Below are 17,202 nucleotides of genomic sequence, written 5' to 3'. Positions count from 1 at the left end.
TCCGGTCGTGTGACTCATCCGACAGAAGACACCGTCGTGTTGGCAACGGACCTGATTGCCCGTTACGGTCCCGTACCCGGAAGCCGGGATGGGGACATTCCGGGTGGCGCCGCGACACGGCGGGAGCGCGTCGGAGCACAGCACGACGCCAGCGTCGATCTTGAATTTCGCGGAAGCACAGGTAGCTCGTCCAGTCGGGGGGACAGCAGCCAAGCTGACGTCCACTCACCCCTGCCCGGAAGTTCTAGGACTGGACGACAGGTGGACAAACGCACGTTCGTCAGAGCGGCGGTCATCACTGCTCTGCTGGTTTCGACCGGCGGTGGGGCTACCGCAATCGCGATGGACAAGACGATCACCATCAGCGTCGATGACGAAAACCGCACGGTGCACACCATGGCCTCGACGGTGGCCGGTGCACTTGGCAGTGCCGACCTGGAGGCCCGCGAGAACGACACGCTGGCCCCTGCGGTGAGCGCCAGGATCAGCGACGGCGGCCGGATCGTGCTCAAGCGCGGCAGGCCTGTCACGCTGCGAGTCGACGGCCGCGAGCGCAAGTTGTGGACCACCGCGCTGACCGTCGGCGACGCCCTGCGTCAGCTGGGCATGCACGTGGACGGCGCGGTCCTCTCCGCCGACCGTTCGCACCGCATCCCGCTGGAGGGCATCTCCCTCGACCTGAAGACCGCCAAGGTCGTGACCGTGCTCGACGGCGGTCAGAAGGCCCGCGAGGTCGGCACCAACGCCGCGACCGTCGAGGAACTCCTCAAGGAGCTTGGCGTCGCGCTGGAGGGTCAGGACACCGTCAAACCCGCCGGTGGCACCCCGCTGGAGAGCGGCGTGCGCATCGAGGTCACCAGGCTCCGGGTCGACGAGCTGACGGAGAAGCAGCCCGTCGAGTCCCCGCGCAAGGAGATCAAGGACCCCGAACTGCCCAAGGGCAAGGAAGTGGTCGAGGAGGAAGGCACGGACGGCGAGCGCATCGTCAAGCTTCGGATCACCAAGCTCAACGGCAAGGAGACCAAGCGCGAGGAGCTCGAGGTCAAGGTCGTGAAGGAAGCGACCGAGACCGTGGTCCGCGTCGGCACCAAGGCGATCGAGATCGCCGACGGTGAGGTCTGGGACCGGCTCGCCAAGTGTGAGGCGGGCGGCAACTGGGCCATCAACACCGGCAACGGCTACTACGGCGGCCTGCAGTTCAACAAGAGCACCTGGGACGCCTACAACGGCGATCAGTACGCGGCGTACCCGCACCAGGCGTCCCGCGAAGAGCAGATCGCGACGGCGACCAAGGTCCGCGACTCGCGTGGCGGCTACGGTGCCTGGCCCGCCTGCGCCAAGAAGCTGGGCCTGCCGCGATAATCCCGCGGTGAAGGAAACTGTGACCTCGGCCGGTCCTGGAAGCTCCCCGAGCGGGCTTCTGGGACCGGCCGACGTTCGTCGGCTGGCCGAGCGGCTGGGCGTGAAGCCGACGAAGAAGCTTGGCCAGAACTTCGTGCACGACCCCAACACGGTGCGCCGCATCGTGTCCGCGGCCGGGTTGCGACCCTCCGATGTGGCGCTGGAGGTGGGGCCCGGTCTCGGTTCGCTGACGCTGGGCCTGCTGTCCGCCTGCGAGCGGGTGATCGCGGTGGAGATCGACCCGGTGCTGGCCACGCAGCTGCCGTTGACGGTGGCCGAGCGGGCGCCCGGCCTCGCCGACCGCTTGACGGTGTTGACTCAGGACGCCCTGAAGCTCGGCGGCGACCTCGACCCTGCGCCCACCGCGCTGGTCGCGAACCTGCCCTACAACGTGGCGGTGCCGGTCGTGCTGCACCTGCTGGCCACGCTGCCGACGCTGCGCACCGGTCTGGTGATGGTGCAGGCGGAGGTCGCCGACCGGCTCGCGGCCGCACCCGGCAGCAAGGTCTACGGCGTGCCGAGCGTAAAAATGGCCTGGTACGCCTCGGTGTCACGGGCAGGCGCGGTGCCGCGTGCGGTGTTCTGGCCGGTGCCCAACGTGGACTCGGGCCTGGTGTCGTTCACCCGCCGCGACTCTCCGTCCGATGTGGACCGTGTGGCGGTGTTCCGCGTCGTGGACGCCGCTTTCTCCCAGCGTCGCAAGACGTTGCGCGCCGCCCTCGCGGGCTGGGCGGGCTCCGCCCCCGAAGCCGAGCGCATCCTCCGCGCCGCCGACGTCGACCCCGGCGCCCGCGGTGAGCAGTTGACTGTCGGGGAGTTCACCCGCATCGCGGCGGCCTCCCAGTCGCCGTGATCAGGTCGGCGCGGCGCCAGGCGTACACGACTTCACCCGCATCGGGGCAGCTGTCCGCTCCATGTGATCAGGTCTCCGCGGCGCGCTCACCGTGCACGACTTCACTTGAATCGCCGCACGCTGACCACTGCGCCGTAGCACATTTCCCTCGCGCTGCTTTCCACGACCCCTCTCGCGCGGCGTGTTATCCACAGGCGCCCCGGTTATCCACAACGCGGCTTTTCGATCTTGCCCTGACGGGTGAGGCCGATAGGCTGGACCCGGGGTCGCCCCCCTGGGAGGGCGGGGGTATGTCCAGGTCAGGTGAGCGACACCCTGCGGAGTTCGAGGTTTCGGGCCGTGGTCAGGCGTTCGGCCTCGTCGGTGAGCAGGCGTTGGGTGGTTTTGGGTAGCGGGACGAAGGCGGTGACTGTGATGTCCAGCTTTCGGCCCGCTTTCTTGGCGCGCCAGCTTCCGGTGATCTCGCCGTCCACGAGCAGCGCGCCGGGGTTGCCGAGGATGCGCCACAGCTCCTTCTGCTGGGCCTTGTCGGGGACGAGCAGGTCGCGGTCGCGGGCGGAGAGGTACTGGTCGTAGGGCGGCAGCAGGCGCACGAAGTCCGGGGGCGGGGCGTCGAGGAGGGCTTGGACGTATCGCGGCGGGAGCAGGGTATTGCGGCCCGCCACGCTGATCTCGGTGAGCTCCGGCCACACGCCGTCGAGCTCTCGTTGCTGCGTGCCGAAGAACGCCGCCGCGTCCGGTTTGCGAGCCGGGCCCAGCAGGCGGAAGAAGACGTCCAGCAGGTCGGTGGTGCCCGTCGCCTTGGTGGGGATGCCGCGCCAGCGGGGGATCGGGGCCAGCGTCGCGGGGCTGGTGTCGACCTCCAGCCGGGTGCCCGCGGGCAGCGCGGCCAGCCGCATCAGCTGTTCGTGGATGTGCGTGGTGCCGCAACCGCGGCAGAACTTGGTCAGGGCGGGGGAGATTCTTGGGGTGACCGCCTCGCTCACCGCGCCCTTGGTCATCGGGCCGTCCACGACCTCCGCGATGGCGGCCGCCGCCTCGGTCAACGCGGCCAAGCCATGCGAGGGGTCGAAGAGCATCCGGGTCGCCGCGTCGGAGTCGCTGAGCGGCCACAGGGCCTTCGCCAGCCGGGGCAGGTCGGCGGGCCGGTGCAGGTGCGGGGCGCCGCGCAGTGACCAGGCCATGGCGAAGCCGCTCAGCAGGTCGGGGGTGACCGCGGGCAGGCGCGCGGCGAGCGCCTGCACCGCGGTCTCCCGCGTCTCCTGCACACCGAGGTCCAGCGCGGCCAGCGCGAACGGGTCCGCGGTGTCGCGGTGCAGCCCGCCCGCGAAGATCCGGTAGGCCAGCACCTGCCCGCGGCTGACGTCCATCGCTAGTCCTCGAAGTCGTAGTCCAGGTGCACGCCTGCGACGTGCCTGCCCTCACCGGCAACATAGCCGCCGCTGCCGGTCAGACCGCGCAACTCGCCTGTGCCGGTGTGCGGGACGACGGTCAGCCGGGTGTCGGCCTTCCCGCCGGAGAACACGCCGGTCTGCTGGAACACGACGGTGCCGCGGCGACCGCCGATCGAGCCGGTGAAGTGCTCCAGGCCGACGTAGGTGGCGTCCTCGTCCAGCCGGTAGACCATCAGCGACCGCCAGCTGGATTCGCCCTGGATATCGCCCGCGTAGGCCACTGTGACCTCGGCGTTGACCAGCTTTCGGCCCTCGGACTCGTGGTAGGGCGATTCGTCCCAGGCGGTGATGTCGAAGCTCGCGTCTGCTCTCATGTCGCCGATCCTGCACCGAGAAGCTGACAACTCCTGTCAGGTATGGGTGCAGACTTGAGGCATGCGGGCGAGCAGGTTGTTGTCGGTGTTGCTGTTGTTGCAGACCCGCGGGCGGCTCACGGCGCGACAGCTCGCCGATGAGCTCGAGGTGTCGGTGCGCACCGTCTACCGCGACTTGGAGGCGCTCGGCGCCGCCGGTGTTCCGGTGTACGCCGACCGTGGACCCGCGGGCGGCTACCAGTTGCTGGACGGGTACCGCACCAGGCTCACCGGGCTGAGCGCGGACGAGGCCCGCAGCTTGCAGTTCGCTGGGATGCCCGGGGCCGCCGCCCAGCTGGGGCTCGGTTCGGTGCTGGCGGTCGCGCAGCTCAAGCTGCTCGCGGCGCTGCCCGCCGAACTGCGCGATGCCACCGTCAGCCAGCGGTTCCACCTGGACGCGCAGGCCTGGGGTCGGGACGCGGAGCGGACGCCGTGCCTGGAACAGGTCGCCGACGCGGTCTGGCACCAGCGGCGGATCATCGTGCGCTATCAGCGGTGGGACCGGTCACCGCCGGTCGAGCGGGAGTTGGAGCCGCTGGGCGTGGTGCTCAAGGCAGGCCGCTGGTACCTGGTCGCGCGGGGCGGGGAGCACATCCGCACCTACCGCGTCGCGCGGATCTTCGACCTCCACCACGGCGAGCGGTTCGATCGGCCCACCGGGTTCGACCTCGCGGGGTTCTGGTCGGAGTGGTCGCGGCGGTTTGAAGCCGCACTGTTCACAGACCAGGCCGTCGTGTTGCTGACCGAACGCGGCATGGGCTTTCTGTTCCTGCTCGGCCCCGCCGTGGTCCGGGCCGCGGCGGAGACGGCGGTGCCGGACCGGGACGGCTGGACGCGGGTGACGATCCCGATCGAGTCGGTGGAGCACGCCGAGAAGGAGCTGCTGCGGCTCGGACCGGACGCCGAAGTGTTGGCGCCCGCGCGGCTGCGGGAACGGATGATCGCCGCGGTAACCGGGCTCGGTGATCTTTACCGGCAGAACTTTCGGGCGATTTGAGAGTCAATTTGCTGTGATTTGCCGAACGATCGGCGGCGTAAAGGGCATATCAAGTTGCCTTTGTTCGGCTCACTGACGTGTACTGGTCTTCAGTCCATCCCGAGCGGCCGAGAGACCTGGCTCTGTGACGCCGCAGCAACCACCCACCGGGCAGGTGCTAACGCCAGGAACGATGGAGGAGTCGTGTTCTCCCCGCGGATGTCGCAGGTCGCGATGGCGGCCAGGCACACCGCGTCGACCGGTGCCTGTCGACGCTGACGATCCCCGCCCGAACGCGCTCTTGACACCCGCCGCTTCCCTGGGGAACCGGCTTGCCCATGTGGAGCATTCGTGATCACCGTAGAAAAACTGCGAAAGTCCTATCCCGGCCCGGCCGGGCGGGTGACGGCACTCGACGATGTCACGTTGAGCGTCCCCGCCGGTCGGGTGTGCGCCGTCGTCGGACCCAGCGGCGCGGGCAAATCCACCCTCGCCCGCTGCATCGCGCTGCTGGAGCGGGCCGATTCCGGCTCGATCACCGTGGACGGCCTCGACCTCGCCGCCCTGCAGGGCAAGGCCCTGCGCGCCGCGCGCAGGCGCATCGGCGTCGTTCCACAGGGCGACTCGCTGCTGCGTCAGCGGACCGCGGCGGGCAATGTCGCGCTGCCGTTGGAGGCCTCCGGCCTGCCGCGCGGACAACGTCGCGACCGCGTCGCCGAACTGCTGGACCTCGTCGGCATCGGCGACAAGGCGGGCAGTCACCCCGACCGGCTGTCCGGCGGGCAACGTCAGCGCGTCGCGGTCGCCAGGGCGCTGGCCGCCAACCCCTCCGTGCTGCTGGCAGATGAGCCGACCTCGGCGCTGGACCCGGACACCACGGCCTCCGTGCTGGAGCTGTTCGACCAGGTGCGCACCGAACTGGGCGTGACGGTCCTGATCGTCACCCACGACATGGACGTGGTCCGCCGCATCGCCGACGACATCGCGGTGCTGGACGACGGTCGCATCGTCGAACAGGGGCCACTGCTGGACGTGGTGTCCACACCCGGCAGCCGCGTCGGCGACGCCCTGCTGCCCGAGACCACCGCGGGTGGGCAGACGCCGCGACACCAGCGGCTGGCCGAGGTGGTGCTGGTCGGCTTCGCGGCGGTGGGCAGTGTGCTCCCCACCGCGGCGAGCAGGCACGACGCGCAATTGTCGCTGTTGGGCGGCGGGCTGACCCGGATCGCGGACACCCCGGTCGCCCGGTTCCGCATCGGGGTGGACGGTGAACGCGCCGACGAGGTGTTGACCTGGCTGGCCGCGCAGGGCGCGACCGTTTCCGAGATTCCCGCGGGGAGGGTGGCATGACGGCCGACCATCGTGCCGAGGCCGGCGAGGGTGTCCAAAGCGCCGACACACGCCGCGAAGGCGGCAGCGGCCTCCGAGACCTCCACCCTCACGGCGGTGCCCATCGGAACTGTTGGCCTGCGGTGATCGCATGAGAAGCCATTTCGACTGGACCGAACTGCTGGCGCCCACCGGCGAGACCGTCTACATGGTGTTCCTCGCGACGGCCATGGCCGTCCTGTTCGGACTGCCGCTCGGCGTGCTGCTGCACAGCACCAGCCCGGCGGGCCTGTGGCCGCGGCGCATCGCGCACCGAGTGCTCGGCACGGTTGTCGACATCGGACGGTCGCTGCCGTTCCTGGTGCTGATGCTCGCGCTGACCGAGGTCACCCGGCTGATCGCGGGCACCAGCATCGGCACCACGGCCTCGGTGGTGCCGCTGACCGTGAGCGCCATCCCGTTCTTCGCACGCCTGGTGCAGAACGCGTTGCGCGAGGTCGACGCGCCGGTCGTGGAAGCGGCGATCACCACGGGCGCGGGTTGGCTGCGGATCGTGCGCAGCGTGCTGCTCGCCGAGGCCGCCCCGGCGCTGATCGCCGCCGCGGGTGTCACCTCGGTCGCGCTGGTCGGCTACACCGCCATCGCCGGGGCCATCGGCGGCGGCGGGCTGGGCCAGTACGCCGTGTTCGAGGGCTACAACCGCTACAACGAGCCCGCGCTGTATGCCTCCGTCGCGGTGCTGGCCGTATTCACGCTCATCGTGCAGCTGGTCTTCGACCTGGCCGCACGCCTGGTCGACCGTCGCAGACACGTGTCGGCCTGATCCACGAGGGGATGAAACCGATGAAACTCACCATCACACTGCTCGCCGCGCTGCTGGCGGTGGCGGGCTGCGGGGGCGGCGCCGCGTCCGATCCGGACGCGCCGCTGCGGGTCGGGGCGAACCCGACACCGCACGCCGAGATCCTGGACTACGTCGCCAAGGAACTCGCCCCGGCCAAGGGCCTCAAGCTGGAGGTCCGCAAGATCGACGACTACGTGGTGCCCAACACCGCGCTGGTGCAGAAGGACCTGGATGCCAACTTCTTCCAGCACCTGCCGTACCTGGAGGAGTTCCAGGCCAAGCAGGGCGTCCAGCTGACGGCGGTGGCCCCGGTGCACATCGAGCCGCTCGGGGTGTACTCGCAGAAGGTCAAGTCGCTTGCCGAGTTGCAGCCCGGCGCCAAGATCGCGGTGCCCAACGACCCCGCCAACGAGGGGCGGGCGCTGACCCTGCTGGCCAAGCAGGGCCTGATCACCGTGCAGCCGGGCATCGAGCGCGACGGGTCGCTGAAGAACATCACGGCCAACCCCAAGAACTTCCAGTTCATCGAGTTGACCGCCGCCCAGCTTCCGCGCAGCCTCGCCGACACCGACGCGTCGGTGATCAACGGCAACTACGCACTGGAACTGGACCTGAACCCGGCCAAGGACGCGCTGGCCGCGGAGGACGCCGCGGGCAACCCGTTCGCGAACTACCTGGTCACCCGGCCCGAGCTCAAAGACGACAAGCGGATCAGGCTGCTGGCCGAGCTGCTGGCATCTCCGCAGGTCAAGGACTTCATCAGGAACAATTTCCAGGGCGCCGTGCTGCCCGCGTGAGTGATCCGGACGATTGCCTGCGGACATCGTTGTGTTGTCGACGGCGGGCACCCGTACGCTTCAAGGGTGCTCGCTGTCGTGCCTCCTCCGGTCACCGTTCGCGTCCCGGCCAAGGTGAACCTGCACCTTGCCATCGGGGACTTGCGCAAGGACGGGTATCACGAGCTGCGTACGGTCTTCCAGGCGCTGTCCCTGACCGACGAGGTCACGGTGGCGGTCGCCGACGAACCGGGGGTTGAGGTCTACGGCGACAGCGTCGGCTCGGTGCCGACCGGCGCGTCCAACCTGGCCTGGCGGGCGGTGCAGGCTCTCGCCGTCCACACCGGACGCGACCCGCAGGAGCCCAAGGTCCGCGTGGTCATCCGCAAGAACATCCCGGTCGCGGGCGGCATGGCCGGTGGCAGCGCCGACGCCGCCGCCACCCTGGTCGGCCTGGCCGCACTCTGGCGTTTGGACATCGGGCGGGACGAGCTGTCCACTATCGCCGCCAAACTCGGCAGCGACGTGCCGTTCTCCCTGCACGGCGGCACCGCCCTCGGCTCGGGCCGCGGCGAGCAGTTGGTGCCGGTCCTGACCAGGCACACCTTCCACTGGGTCATCGCGCTGGACCGGCGTGGACTGTCCACACCGGATGTCTTCACCGAACTGGACCGGCTCCGCGCCGAGGGCCGCCCGCCCCGCGTCGGCGCCATCGAACCGGTGCTGGAGGCACTGGCCTCCGGCAACCCCCGCCAACTCGCCCTGCTGCTCGGCAACGACATGCAGGCCGCCGCCGTATCTTTGCGTCCTTCACTGCGCCGCACCCTCCGCGCCGGGGTGGACGCGGGCGCACTCGCGGGCATCATCTCGGGCTCAGGCCCGACCTGCGCGTTCCTCTGCACCGACGGCGACTCCGCCGTGAAGGTCGCCGCCGAGTTGTCCGGCGCCGGAGTCTGCCGCACCGTGCGAGTCGCACACGGCCCGGTCCCCGGCGCCCGGATCATCGCCAACGAGGAAGCCCCCCGGCCGATCCCGCCGGAGGTCCACGCCTAACTCTTGGACCGCGCCCACTTCGGCAGTAGGTCGTACAGCGATAGTTCCACCGGGAACGGCTCTTGCACGGTGATGGTGCCGCCCGTGCCCGCTTCGTGGTACGTCTCGCCCGCTCCCAAGTGATGGATGTGCACGCGGAGAGGTTCGAGTTCGATGCGCCAGAAATGCGGAATGCCGTAGTTCGCATACAGCGCGGGTTTTGTGACGCGGTCATCCGTGCGGCTGCCCGGTGATTCGATCTCTACTGCCAAGATCACTTCCGGAGCCGCGAACCAGTGCCGATGAGGTTCGGGGCTGTTGACGACCAGCACGTCGGGAATGCGCGTGGTCTGCCGGGCCAGTCGGACCTCCACGGCCTGCGTGACCGCCAAGGGTTCAGGCGCGAGTCTCCCAAGCTCGCCCATGAGGAGCCCAGCGAGGACCTGGTGGGTGCTGGATGGTGAGGGGGACACGGTGAGCGCTCCGTCGGTCAACTCGTACCGGATGTGTGATTCCGGTAGCTCGTCGAGGTCGTCGACGGTCCATCCACCTTTGGGAACGACCAATAGTGGCTCGCTCATGCAGCCCTCCTTGACCGGTGCGGTCAAGTCTACGGGCGGCGTAGCCAATATCGACATAGCCAACTCCAGGTGAGCCGTCAGGTCTGATCGGGACGACGCCATACTACCGCGAGTCGTAATAAAATGCGACTTCAGGTAGTAAACGCCCTGCACCGCAGGCGTGTCGTGGGGCAGAACTACGATCGGGGCATCATGGCGAACTTGGTCAATCTGGAGCTGGTGAGTAAGAGCTACGGCGTGCGAGCGCTGTTGGATCAGGTCTCGCTAGGGGTGAACGAGGGCGACCGCATCGGGGTCGTGGGACTCAACGGGGGCGGCAAGACCACCCTGCTGGAGGTGCTGGCGGGCATCGAGCCGCCGGACGACGGCCGCGTCAGCCACAACCGCGACCTGCGGATGGCCGTGGTCACCCAGCGCACCGAGCTGGACCCCGCCAGCACGATCCGCAACGCGGTGATCGACCCGCTCGGCCACGCCGCCGACCACGAGTGGGCGGCCGACGCCCGCGTGCGGTCGGTGCTGGACGGCCTCGGCCTCACCGCGCAGGGCCTCGACACCGTGGTGGGGCCGCTGTCCGGTGGCGAGCGGCGCCGCGTCGCGCTGGCCGCCGCCCTGGTGCGCGACCTGGACGTGGTGGTGCTGGACGAGCCCACCAACCACCTCGACGTGGAGGGCGTGCAGTGGCTGGCCGACCACCTGATCAACCGCCGCATCGCGTTGGTGGTCGTCACCCACGACCGGTGGTTCCTGGACACCGTCTGCACCCGCACCTGGGAGGTCGTCGGCGGCGGCGTCGAGCAGTACGAGGGCGGCTACGCGGACTGGATCTTCGCCCGCGCCGAGCGGGGCAGGCTGGCCGACACCGCCGAGGAAAAGCGCCGCAACCTGGCCCGCAAGGAACTGGCCTGGCTGCGCCGCGGCGCGCCCGCCCGCACCTCCAAGCCCAAGTTCCGGGTGGAGGCCGCCGAGGCGCTGATCGCCGACGTACCGCCGCCGCGGGACAAGGTCGAGCTGGTCAGCTTCGCCAAACGCAGGCTGGGCCGCACCGTGGTCGAGTTGGAGGATGTGAGCCTCTCCCTCGGCGACCGCAAGCTGCTGGACGGCATCACCTGGCGCCTGGCGCCCGGCGAGCGCACCGGCATCGTCGGCGTCAACGGCTCCGGCAAGACCACCCTGCTGCGCATGCTCGCCGGCGACTACCAGCCTGATCAGGGCAAACGCGTCCAAGGTCAGACGGTTCGGCTGGGGCACCTGAGCCAGGAGCTCAAGGACCTGCCGACCCATATGCGGGTGTTGGAGGCGGTCGAGGACGTGGCCCGCCGGGTGACGCTCGGCAAGCAGGAACTGTCGGCGTCGATGCTGCTGGAGCGCCTCGGGTTCCCGACCGCCCGGCAATGGACGCCGGTCGCGGACCTCTCCGGCGGCGAGCGCCGCAGGGTTCAGCTCACCCGGCTGCTGATGGACGAGCCCAACGTGCTGCTGCTGGACGAGCCGACCAACGACCTGGACATCGACACCCTCCAGCAGTTGGAGGACCTGCTCGACTCCTGGGGCGGCAGCCTGGTCGTGGTCTCCCACGACCGGTACCTGGTGGAGCGGATCTGCGACAACGTGATCGCGTTGTTCGGCGACGGCAGCATCACGCAGGTGCCGGGCGGAATCGAGGAGTACCTGCGCCGCCGTGCGGCGGTCCAGGAGCAGCCACGGCCCGCGACCGTCCGCAGTGGACCGTCGAACGCCGCGGAGGAGCGCACCGCCCGCAAAGAACTGGCCAGGCTCGAACGCAAGATCAGCAGCCTCGGCGAGAAAGAGGGCAAGCTGCACGCGGCGTTGGCCGACGCAGCGACTGATCCGGACCGGCTCATGTCCTTGAACGGCGAGCTCAAGGCGCTGCTCAACGAGAAGGACGAGTTGGAGGAGCAGTGGCTGCTGGCCGCTGAAAAACTCGAAGCCTAGGCCCCGGCCTAGGGCGAAGCCCTGTCGAACAAGGCAGGCGGGTCATCTTTGTGCGTGGTTTCGGTCGCAAGAATGATCCTTTGCGGCTTAGGTTGTCGGTGTGAGCCAGTTCGTCGAGACAATGCTGTCTTCGGCCGCCGCCAACAGCGGACCGAACGCCCGGGGCATCACCACCGGTGAGCCCGACGCGCCGCGGCGCAGGACCTGGGGCGAGGTGCACCGGCAGGCCCTGACGATGGCGGGTGCGCTCGTCGCGGGCGGTCTTGAGCCGGGAGCGAGCGTCGCGGTGCTCGCGGGCGACCCCGAGCCGATCGCGCCCGCGGTGCAGGCGGTGCTGCTGATCGGCGGCAGCGTCACGATGCTGCACCAGCCGACACCGCGCACCAACCTGGAGCACTGGGCCGCGGACACGCTGCGCGAGTTGAAGATCATCGAGGCGGACCTTGTCCTGCTGGGCGACCCGTTCGAGCCGTTGGCCGGGCTGCTCGACCAGCACGGCGTCGGCTACCGGCTGCTCACCGCGCTGGACGACGGCGAGCCGCTCACCGAGATCGTCGAGGTCGGCGAGGACGCCACCGCGTTGCAGCAGTTGACCAGCGGCTCCACCGCCGAGCCCAAGGCGGTGCGGATCACCCACGGCAACCTGTTCGCCAACGCCAGCGCCATGGTCACCGTCGCCCAATTGGACACCGAGGCGGATGTGCTGGTGTCGTGGCTGCCGCTGTTCCACGACATGGGCATGGTCGGTTTCCTGACCATCCCGATGTGGGGCGGGTACGAGCTGGTGAAGGTCACCCCGGTGGACTTCCTGCGCCGCCCGCTGCTGTGGCCGGAGCTGATCAGCAGGCATGGCGGCACCGTGACCTCGGCGCCCAACTTCGCCTACGCCGTGGTCGGCAAGCGCCTTGCCAAGGCCGATGACGGCGAGTTCGACCTGTCCAGCCTGCGGTTCGCGCTCAACGGCGCCGAACCGATCGACCCGTCCGCGGTGAACACGTTCCTGGACGCGGGCGCCCGCTTCGGCCTGCGCCGCGAGGTCATGGTGTGCGCCTACGGCATGGCTGAGACGACGCTCGGCACGTCCTTCGCGTCGCTGAACACCGGCATGCGGGTGGACGCGGTGGACGCCGAGGAGCTGGAGCTCAACCGCAAGGCGGTGCCCTCGGATGGCGGGAAGACCCGCGAGTTCCCGCTGCTCGGCCCGCCGCTGCCCGGCCTGGAGATCGACGTCGTCGACGACGACGGCCGCGTGCTGGGCAACCGGCAGGTCGGCGAGTTGCGGGTACGCGGCACCTCGGTGACGCCCGGCTACCTCACCGCCGACGGCCCGGTGCCGACCCAGGACGAGGAGGGCTGGCTGCGCACCGGCGACGAGGGCTACCTCGCCGAGGGTCAGGTCGTGGTGTGCGGCCGCCGCAAGGACGTGATCATCATGGGCGGCCGGAATCTGTACCCGACGGACATCGAACGCGCGGCCTGCGAGGTCCCCGACGTCCGCGCGGGCAACGCGGTGGCCGTGCGCCTGTCCGAGGAGGGCCGCCGCGAACGGTTCGCGGTGGCCGTCGAATCGGTGGCGGCGGGTGATGAGGAGCGGGAACCGAAGGTGCGCAAGGAGGTCGCCGCCCGTGTCATGGACGCCGTCGGCGCCCGCCCATCGGCGGTGGTCGTGCTCCCGCCCGGCAGCCTGCCAAAAACCCCGTCCGGCAAGCTCAAGCGCGCCGCCGCGGGCGCCCAAATCTCGGAGCTGCTGAAGAAGTAGCCCAACACCATCCACGAAGGCGAACCGTCAAGGCGCGGTCTCGCCAGCCACCGGCGTGGACTCCGAAAGTCGGCGATTCTGCCTGTCATCGGACACCCCCCGCCCGCCCTGGGGGCTTCGCCCTTGGCGAGCCTATCGCCGCAAAACCCGCCGGCGCGAACGGGAAAAACGGATCTGTGGACAACCGCCCCGCCTGTGGATAACACGCCCGAAAACGCGGATTGGCGAGGACACGGGGAAGGAAGCCGTGGCAGCCTGGGAAGTTCGGCAGCGGTGTCAGACGGCGGCGTGGAACTTGTTCTGGGTGGGCTCGAGGCCGTCCGAGACAAGGGATTCGACAGCGTCGGCGCAGCGGTCCAGGAGGAAGGGGAGTTCCTTGCGTTCGGCGGGGGCGAAATCGCGGAGGACGTAGTCGGCGGGGTCCATCCGGCCCGGCGGGCGTCCGACGCCGAAGCGGGCGCGCAGGTAGTCCTTGGTGCCCAGCGATTTGGTCATCGAACGCAGGCCGTTGTGGCCGTTCTCGCCGCCGCCCAGCTTGAAGCGGAGCGTCCCGAACGGCAGGTCCAATTCGTCGTGCACCACGATGATCGACTCGGCGGGAAGCTTGAAGAACTTGGCGATGCCCGCGACGGGGCCGCCCGAGAGGTTCATGAAGCAGCGCGGCTTCGCCAGCACCACCCGCAGGCCCGCCAGCCTGCCCTCCAGCACATCGGCCCCGGCCTTGTGCGACTTGAACCGGCCGCCGACGCGCCCCGCGAGTTCGTCCAGCACCATGAAACCGACGTTGTGCCGGTTGCCCGCATACCCTGGGCCGGGGTTGCCCAGCCCGACGACCAGCGTCAACTCGTCCATCACTCGACCTCACATGCCAGCGCGCCGCCCCGCCCCGGAAAGAGGCGAGACGGCGCAAGCCCGACGTCTGGGCGCAGCCTAGAGGCTCAGTCTTCCTTGGGCTCTTCCTCGGTCTGCGGGGCGTCCTCGACCACACCGGCACCCTCGGTGTCGACGGCGCGCTCCATGTCCTCGGCGGTCGGCGCGGCGTTGACGGCCAGCACCAGGGCCTCGGGGTCGGTCTGCAACGCGGAGCCACGCGGCAGGGTGAGGTCGCTCGCGTGGAACTGGGTGCCCGCCTGGGCGCCCTCGATCGACAGCTCGACCTGGTCGGGGATGTGCAGCGCCTCGGCCTCCAGGGAGATCGTGGTCAGTTCCTGGGTGACCAGGGTGGCGGAGGCGGGCTCACCGGACACCACGATCGGAACCTCGACGGTGACCTTCTCGCCGCGCTTGACGACCAGCAGGTCAACGTGCTCGATGTAGTTCTTGATCGGGTGGGTGGTGACGGTCTTGGTCAGCGCCAGCTCTTTGCTGCTGTCGCCGAGGTCGAGCGAGAGGACGGCGTTGCTGCCGTGCTCGCGGACGACGCGGGCGAACTCGAGCGCGGGCAGCGCCAAGTGCTTGGGCTCGCTGCCGTGGCCGTACAGCACGGCGGGAATCTTTCCGGCGCGGCGAGTACGGCGGGCAGCGCCCTTGCCGAACTCGGTGCGGGCCTCGGCAATCAAACGTACCTCGGACACGGTGGTGTTCTCCTATAAGACGTCGGGCAAAACTTGCGGGGTCAGCGGCCTCCGGCGGCAGGGCGCGCGAGCGGTATACGACACAGCGCGGCCACTAGAACCGCCGCGTCGAATCACGCTGGGCGCGGGGCCCAACCTCGCCGAGGCAACCCCAACAGTGTAGGCAACCGGCGGCGATACACCGAATCGGGGTCTATCGGAGAGCTTGACACCGCGAGATCATGTCCGGTCATGCCCAAGGCGATCTGCGGTCTGGATCACACGGTCTTCACCTGGTTAAGTGATGCAGGTGTCCGAAACGGTGGATTCACACCCAACCGGGTTAGCCGCCCGGTTACGTCAGATCGGCCCCGGGATCATGGCCGCCGCCACCGGCGTCGGCGCAGGCGACCTGGTCGCGACCCTGGTGGCGGGGGCCAAGCTCGGCTACGTGCTGCTCTGGGCGGTGGTCATTGGCACCGTGCTGAAGCTCGCGCTGGCCGAGGCCGTCGGCCGCTGGCACCTCACTTCGGGTGAAACGCTGCTGTCCGGCTGGGCGAAGCTGGGCCGCTGGGCGAGCGGCTACTTCGGCGTCTACGCGGTGATCTGGGGCTTCGTCTTCGGTGCCACCGCGATGTCGGCCACCGGGCTGCCGCTCAACGCGCTGTTCCCGTGGATGGACGTCAAGTACTGGGGCATCGCCTGCGGTCTGATCGGTCTGGCGCTGGTGTGGTTCGGCCGGTACGGCTTCATCGAGAAGATCATGACCGTGCTGACCGGCGTGATGTTCGTGACCGTCGTCGGCACCGCGGTGCTCGTCGGGCCCGATCTGACCGCGCTCGCGAGCGGCCTGGTGCCCCGGCTGCCGGACGGTTCGCTGATCTACGTGCTGGGGCTCGTCGGCGGCGTCGGCGGCACGATCACGATGGCCTCCTACGGCTACTGGACGATGGCCAAGGGCTGGAAGACACCCGCCTGGCTGCCGATGATGCGCACCGACAACGCGGTCGGCTACCTCATGACCGGCATCTTCGTGGTGGCGATGCTGATCGTCGGCGCCGAGATGATGCTCGGCCAGCCCGTGCTCAGCGGCGACAAGGGCCTGCTCACGTTGGGCGACCGGCTCGCCCTCGACTACGGCGAGTGGGCTCGCATCCCGTTCCTGGTCGGCTTCTTCGCGGTGTCGTTCACCTCGCTGCTCGGCGTCTGGAACGGCGTGAGCCTGCTGTTCGCCGACTGGCTGCGCACCTGGCGGTCGACCGGCGGCGTCGAGTACGAGCAGGTGGAGCAAAGCAACGCCTACCGGGGCTACGTGCTGTGGCTGACGTTCCCGCCGATGGCCCTGCTGTTCGCCGACCGGCCGTTCCAGCTCACGGTGGCCTACGGCGTGCTGGGCTCGCTGTTCATGCCGTTCCTGGCGGGCACGCTGCTGGCGCTGCTGAACTCGAAGTCCCTGCCCAAGCAGTACCGGTCCCGCTGGCTGTCCAACACCGTCCTCGGGGCCTGCCTGGCCCTGTTCGTGGCGCTGGGGGTCAACGAGTTGATCCGCCTGCTCTGGGACTAGCGCAGCTCCACCTCGGCGCCTGCCTCGCGGAGCAGCGTCAACAGGGTGTCCATCGTGGACTCCTGGTGGTTCGGAGTGCGGGGGGCGCTCAGGTGTCGCCTGGCGACGGCGGAGTGCTCCCACCGGATCACCGGCTTGGGTGCGGCGCCGTAGCCGCCGCACAGGCAGTCGTAGAGCGCGTCCAGGTTCCAGCCGAAATAACCCCCCGGCCCGTTGACGGCCTCGCCGATCGCCAGGTAGAAGCTGGTCAGATCGACGATGTCGCCGCCGTCCAGCACGATCTCGGCCTTCGTCCGGTGCACGGAGCGGTTCACGAAGGAGCTCAGCGCCACCACCTGCAGCCACCCGTCCCGCCGCCCCGGCGGGAGTTCGGCCCAGAGGTGCTCGCGCTGTGGCCCGCCGCGCCGCCACAGCTCCCACACCGGCTCGGCGTCCCGATCGGGCAGCACCGCGGTGGCGCAGGTGATCGTGTGCTTGCGGTCATCCAGCCTGGTCAGCTCGGCGTCCCAGGCGGTGTAACCGCCCAGCCCCCGGCCGTCGGGGGCCAGGATCTCCATGGTGATGTAGCCGAGCGCGGCCGTGCCGCCGTCGCCGCTCAGCGGCGGCAACGGCGGCACGGGCGTGAAGCCGGACACCGTGAACGTCCACTCGTCGGGATCGCTGCTCGTCCCGCCGATGAAGAAGCCCTCCACGTCCTCGACGGTCGCGATCGGCAGGTTTTCGACGGCGTCGCGGATCGCGAATCGTGGCGTGGCGCTCACGGTGGTCCTT

At 69.5% G+C, this 17,202-nt stretch carries 16 protein-coding genes and 1 riboswitch; of the genes, 10 read left to right on the top strand and 6 right to left on the bottom strand.

The features are described from left to right. The first annotated feature begins 342 nt into the window (after positions 1-342). On the top strand, positions 343-1,362 hold the full coding sequence (locus ACU6XJ_RS06930) for a ubiquitin-like domain-containing protein (RefSeq protein WP_476307795.1): 1,020 nt from the start codon (positions 343-345) through the stop codon (positions 1,360-1,362). Positions 1,363-1,369: 7 nt separating this feature from the next. Beyond that, positions 1,370-2,254, top strand: coding sequence for a 16S rRNA (adenine(1518)-N(6)/adenine(1519)-N(6))-dimethyltransferase RsmA (gene rsmA, locus ACU6XJ_RS06925; RefSeq protein WP_476307793.1), 885 nt, complete (start codon positions 1,370-1,372; stop codon positions 2,252-2,254). Positions 2,255-2,553: 299 nt separating this feature from the next. Here rsmA and ACU6XJ_RS06920 read toward each other — a convergent pair whose 3' ends face one another. Continuing rightward, positions 2,554-3,624, bottom strand: a complete 1,071-nt coding sequence (locus tag ACU6XJ_RS06920) for a DNA glycosylase AlkZ-like family protein (protein WP_476307791.1) — start codon at positions 3,622-3,624, stop codon at positions 2,554-2,556. 2 nt (positions 3,625-3,626) lie between these two features. After that, on the bottom strand, positions 3,627-4,022 hold the full coding sequence (locus ACU6XJ_RS06915) for a DUF3224 domain-containing protein (RefSeq protein WP_476307789.1): 396 nt from the start codon (positions 4,020-4,022) through the stop codon (positions 3,627-3,629). 61 nt (positions 4,023-4,083) lie between these two features. Here ACU6XJ_RS06915 and ACU6XJ_RS06910 point away from each other — a divergent pair, with 61 nt between their 5' ends. From ACU6XJ_RS06910 to ACU6XJ_RS06890, 5 genes are all read left to right on the top strand, one after another. After that, positions 4,084-5,058 carry a helix-turn-helix transcriptional regulator gene (locus ACU6XJ_RS06910; RefSeq protein WP_476307787.1) on the top strand — a complete coding sequence of 325 codons (975 nt, stop codon included), beginning with the start codon at positions 4,084-4,086 and terminating at the stop codon, positions 5,056-5,058. Between the two features lie 91 nt (positions 5,059-5,149). Continuing rightward, positions 5,150-5,237: riboswitch (SAM riboswitch) on the top strand. A gap of 151 nt (positions 5,238-5,388) precedes the next feature. Continuing rightward, on the top strand, positions 5,389-6,387 hold the full coding sequence (locus ACU6XJ_RS06905; RefSeq protein WP_476307784.1) for a methionine ABC transporter ATP-binding protein: 999 nt from the start codon (positions 5,389-5,391) through the stop codon (positions 6,385-6,387). Positions 6,388-6,517: 130 nt separating this feature from the next. After that, entirely contained in the window at positions 6,518-7,189 is a 672-nt protein-coding gene (locus ACU6XJ_RS06900) for a methionine ABC transporter permease (RefSeq protein ID WP_476307782.1), read from the top strand. A 20-nt stretch (positions 7,190-7,209) separates the two neighbouring features. Further along, positions 7,210-8,007 (top strand): MetQ/NlpA family ABC transporter substrate-binding protein, encoded by a 798-nt coding sequence (locus ACU6XJ_RS06895; RefSeq protein WP_476307779.1) that lies wholly within the window; start codon positions 7,210-7,212, stop codon positions 8,005-8,007. 66 nt (positions 8,008-8,073) lie between these two features. Next, positions 8,074-9,039, top strand: coding sequence for a 4-(cytidine 5'-diphospho)-2-C-methyl-D-erythritol kinase (locus ACU6XJ_RS06890; protein ID WP_476307777.1), 966 nt, complete (start codon positions 8,074-8,076; stop codon positions 9,037-9,039). Here the strand turns inward: ACU6XJ_RS06890 and ACU6XJ_RS06885 are convergent. Continuing rightward, positions 9,036-9,599, bottom strand: a complete 564-nt coding sequence (locus ACU6XJ_RS06885) for a Uma2 family endonuclease (protein WP_476307775.1) — start codon at positions 9,597-9,599, stop codon at positions 9,036-9,038. The genes ACU6XJ_RS06890 and ACU6XJ_RS06885 overlap by 4 nt on opposite strands. A gap of 192 nt (positions 9,600-9,791) precedes the next feature. Here ACU6XJ_RS06885 and ACU6XJ_RS06880 point away from each other — a divergent pair, with 192 nt between their 5' ends. Both ACU6XJ_RS06880 and ACU6XJ_RS06875 read left to right on the top strand, forming a co-directional pair. Beyond that, a complete protein-coding gene (locus ACU6XJ_RS06880) occupies positions 9,792-11,555 on the top strand; it encodes an ABC-F family ATP-binding cassette domain-containing protein (RefSeq protein ID WP_476307774.1) in 1,764 nt (587 codons plus the stop codon). A 100-nt stretch (positions 11,556-11,655) separates the two neighbouring features. Next, positions 11,656-13,314, top strand: coding sequence for a fatty acyl-AMP ligase (locus tag ACU6XJ_RS06875; RefSeq protein WP_476307772.1), 1,659 nt, complete (start codon positions 11,656-11,658; stop codon positions 13,312-13,314). 276 nt (positions 13,315-13,590) lie between these two features. On the opposite strand, the gene pth is transcribed toward ACU6XJ_RS06875, so the two are convergent. Both pth and ACU6XJ_RS06865 read right to left on the bottom strand, forming a co-directional pair. After that, on the bottom strand, positions 13,591-14,166 hold the full coding sequence (gene pth / locus ACU6XJ_RS06870; protein WP_476307769.1) for an aminoacyl-tRNA hydrolase: 576 nt from the start codon (positions 14,164-14,166) through the stop codon (positions 13,591-13,593). 86 nt (positions 14,167-14,252) lie between these two features. Beyond that, a complete protein-coding gene (locus ACU6XJ_RS06865) occupies positions 14,253-14,888 on the bottom strand; it encodes a 50S ribosomal protein L25/general stress protein Ctc (protein ID WP_476307766.1) in 636 nt (211 codons plus the stop codon). Between the two features lie 283 nt (positions 14,889-15,171). On the opposite strand from ACU6XJ_RS06865, the gene ACU6XJ_RS06860 reads away from it, so the two are divergent. After that, positions 15,172-16,431, top strand: coding sequence for an Nramp family divalent metal transporter (locus tag ACU6XJ_RS06860; protein WP_476307764.1), 1,260 nt, complete (start codon positions 15,172-15,174; stop codon positions 16,429-16,431). On the opposite strand, the gene ACU6XJ_RS06855 is transcribed toward ACU6XJ_RS06860, so the two are convergent. Further along, on the bottom strand, positions 16,428-17,192 hold the full coding sequence (locus tag ACU6XJ_RS06855) for a barstar family protein (RefSeq protein WP_476307762.1): 765 nt from the start codon (positions 17,190-17,192) through the stop codon (positions 16,428-16,430). The genes ACU6XJ_RS06860 and ACU6XJ_RS06855 overlap by 4 nt on opposite strands. Positions 17,193-17,202 lie beyond the last annotated feature (10 nt).

It is taken from the genome of Actinorectispora metalli (assembly GCF_056323685.1).
This window is presented reverse-complemented; position numbering and strand designations above follow the sequence as displayed.

What these genes read in the sequence shown, in the direction of transcription:
- ACU6XJ_RS06885 (WP_476307775.1), bottom strand. Translation starts at nt 9,599, where the DNA reads ATGAGCGAGCCACTATTGGTCGTTCCCAAAGGTGGATGGACCGTCGAC.
- ACU6XJ_RS06880 (WP_476307774.1), top strand. Translation starts at nt 9,792, where the DNA reads ATGGCGAACTTGGTCAATCTGGAGCTGGTGAGTAAGAGCTACGGCGTG.
- ACU6XJ_RS06910 (WP_476307787.1), top strand. Translation starts at nt 4,084, where the DNA reads ATGCGGGCGAGCAGGTTGTTGTCGGTGTTGCTGTTGTTGCAGACCCGC.
- pth (WP_476307769.1), bottom strand. Translation starts at nt 14,166, where the DNA reads ATGGACGAGTTGACGCTGGTCGTCGGGCTGGGCAACCCCGGCCCAGGG.
- ACU6XJ_RS06920 (WP_476307791.1), bottom strand. Translation starts at nt 3,624, where the DNA reads ATGGACGTCAGCCGCGGGCAGGTGCTGGCCTACCGGATCTTCGCGGGC.
- ACU6XJ_RS06930 (WP_476307795.1), top strand. Translation starts at nt 343, where the DNA reads ATGGACAAGACGATCACCATCAGCGTCGATGACGAAAACCGCACGGTG.
- ACU6XJ_RS06860 (WP_476307764.1), top strand. Translation starts at nt 15,172, where the DNA reads ATGCAGGTGTCCGAAACGGTGGATTCACACCCAACCGGGTTAGCCGCC.
- ACU6XJ_RS06895 (WP_476307779.1), top strand. Translation starts at nt 7,210, where the DNA reads ATGAAACTCACCATCACACTGCTCGCCGCGCTGCTGGCGGTGGCGGGC.
- ACU6XJ_RS06915 (WP_476307789.1), bottom strand. Translation starts at nt 4,022, where the DNA reads ATGAGAGCAGACGCGAGCTTCGACATCACCGCCTGGGACGAATCGCCC.
- ACU6XJ_RS06900 (WP_476307782.1), top strand. Translation starts at nt 6,518, where the DNA reads ATGAGAAGCCATTTCGACTGGACCGAACTGCTGGCGCCCACCGGCGAG.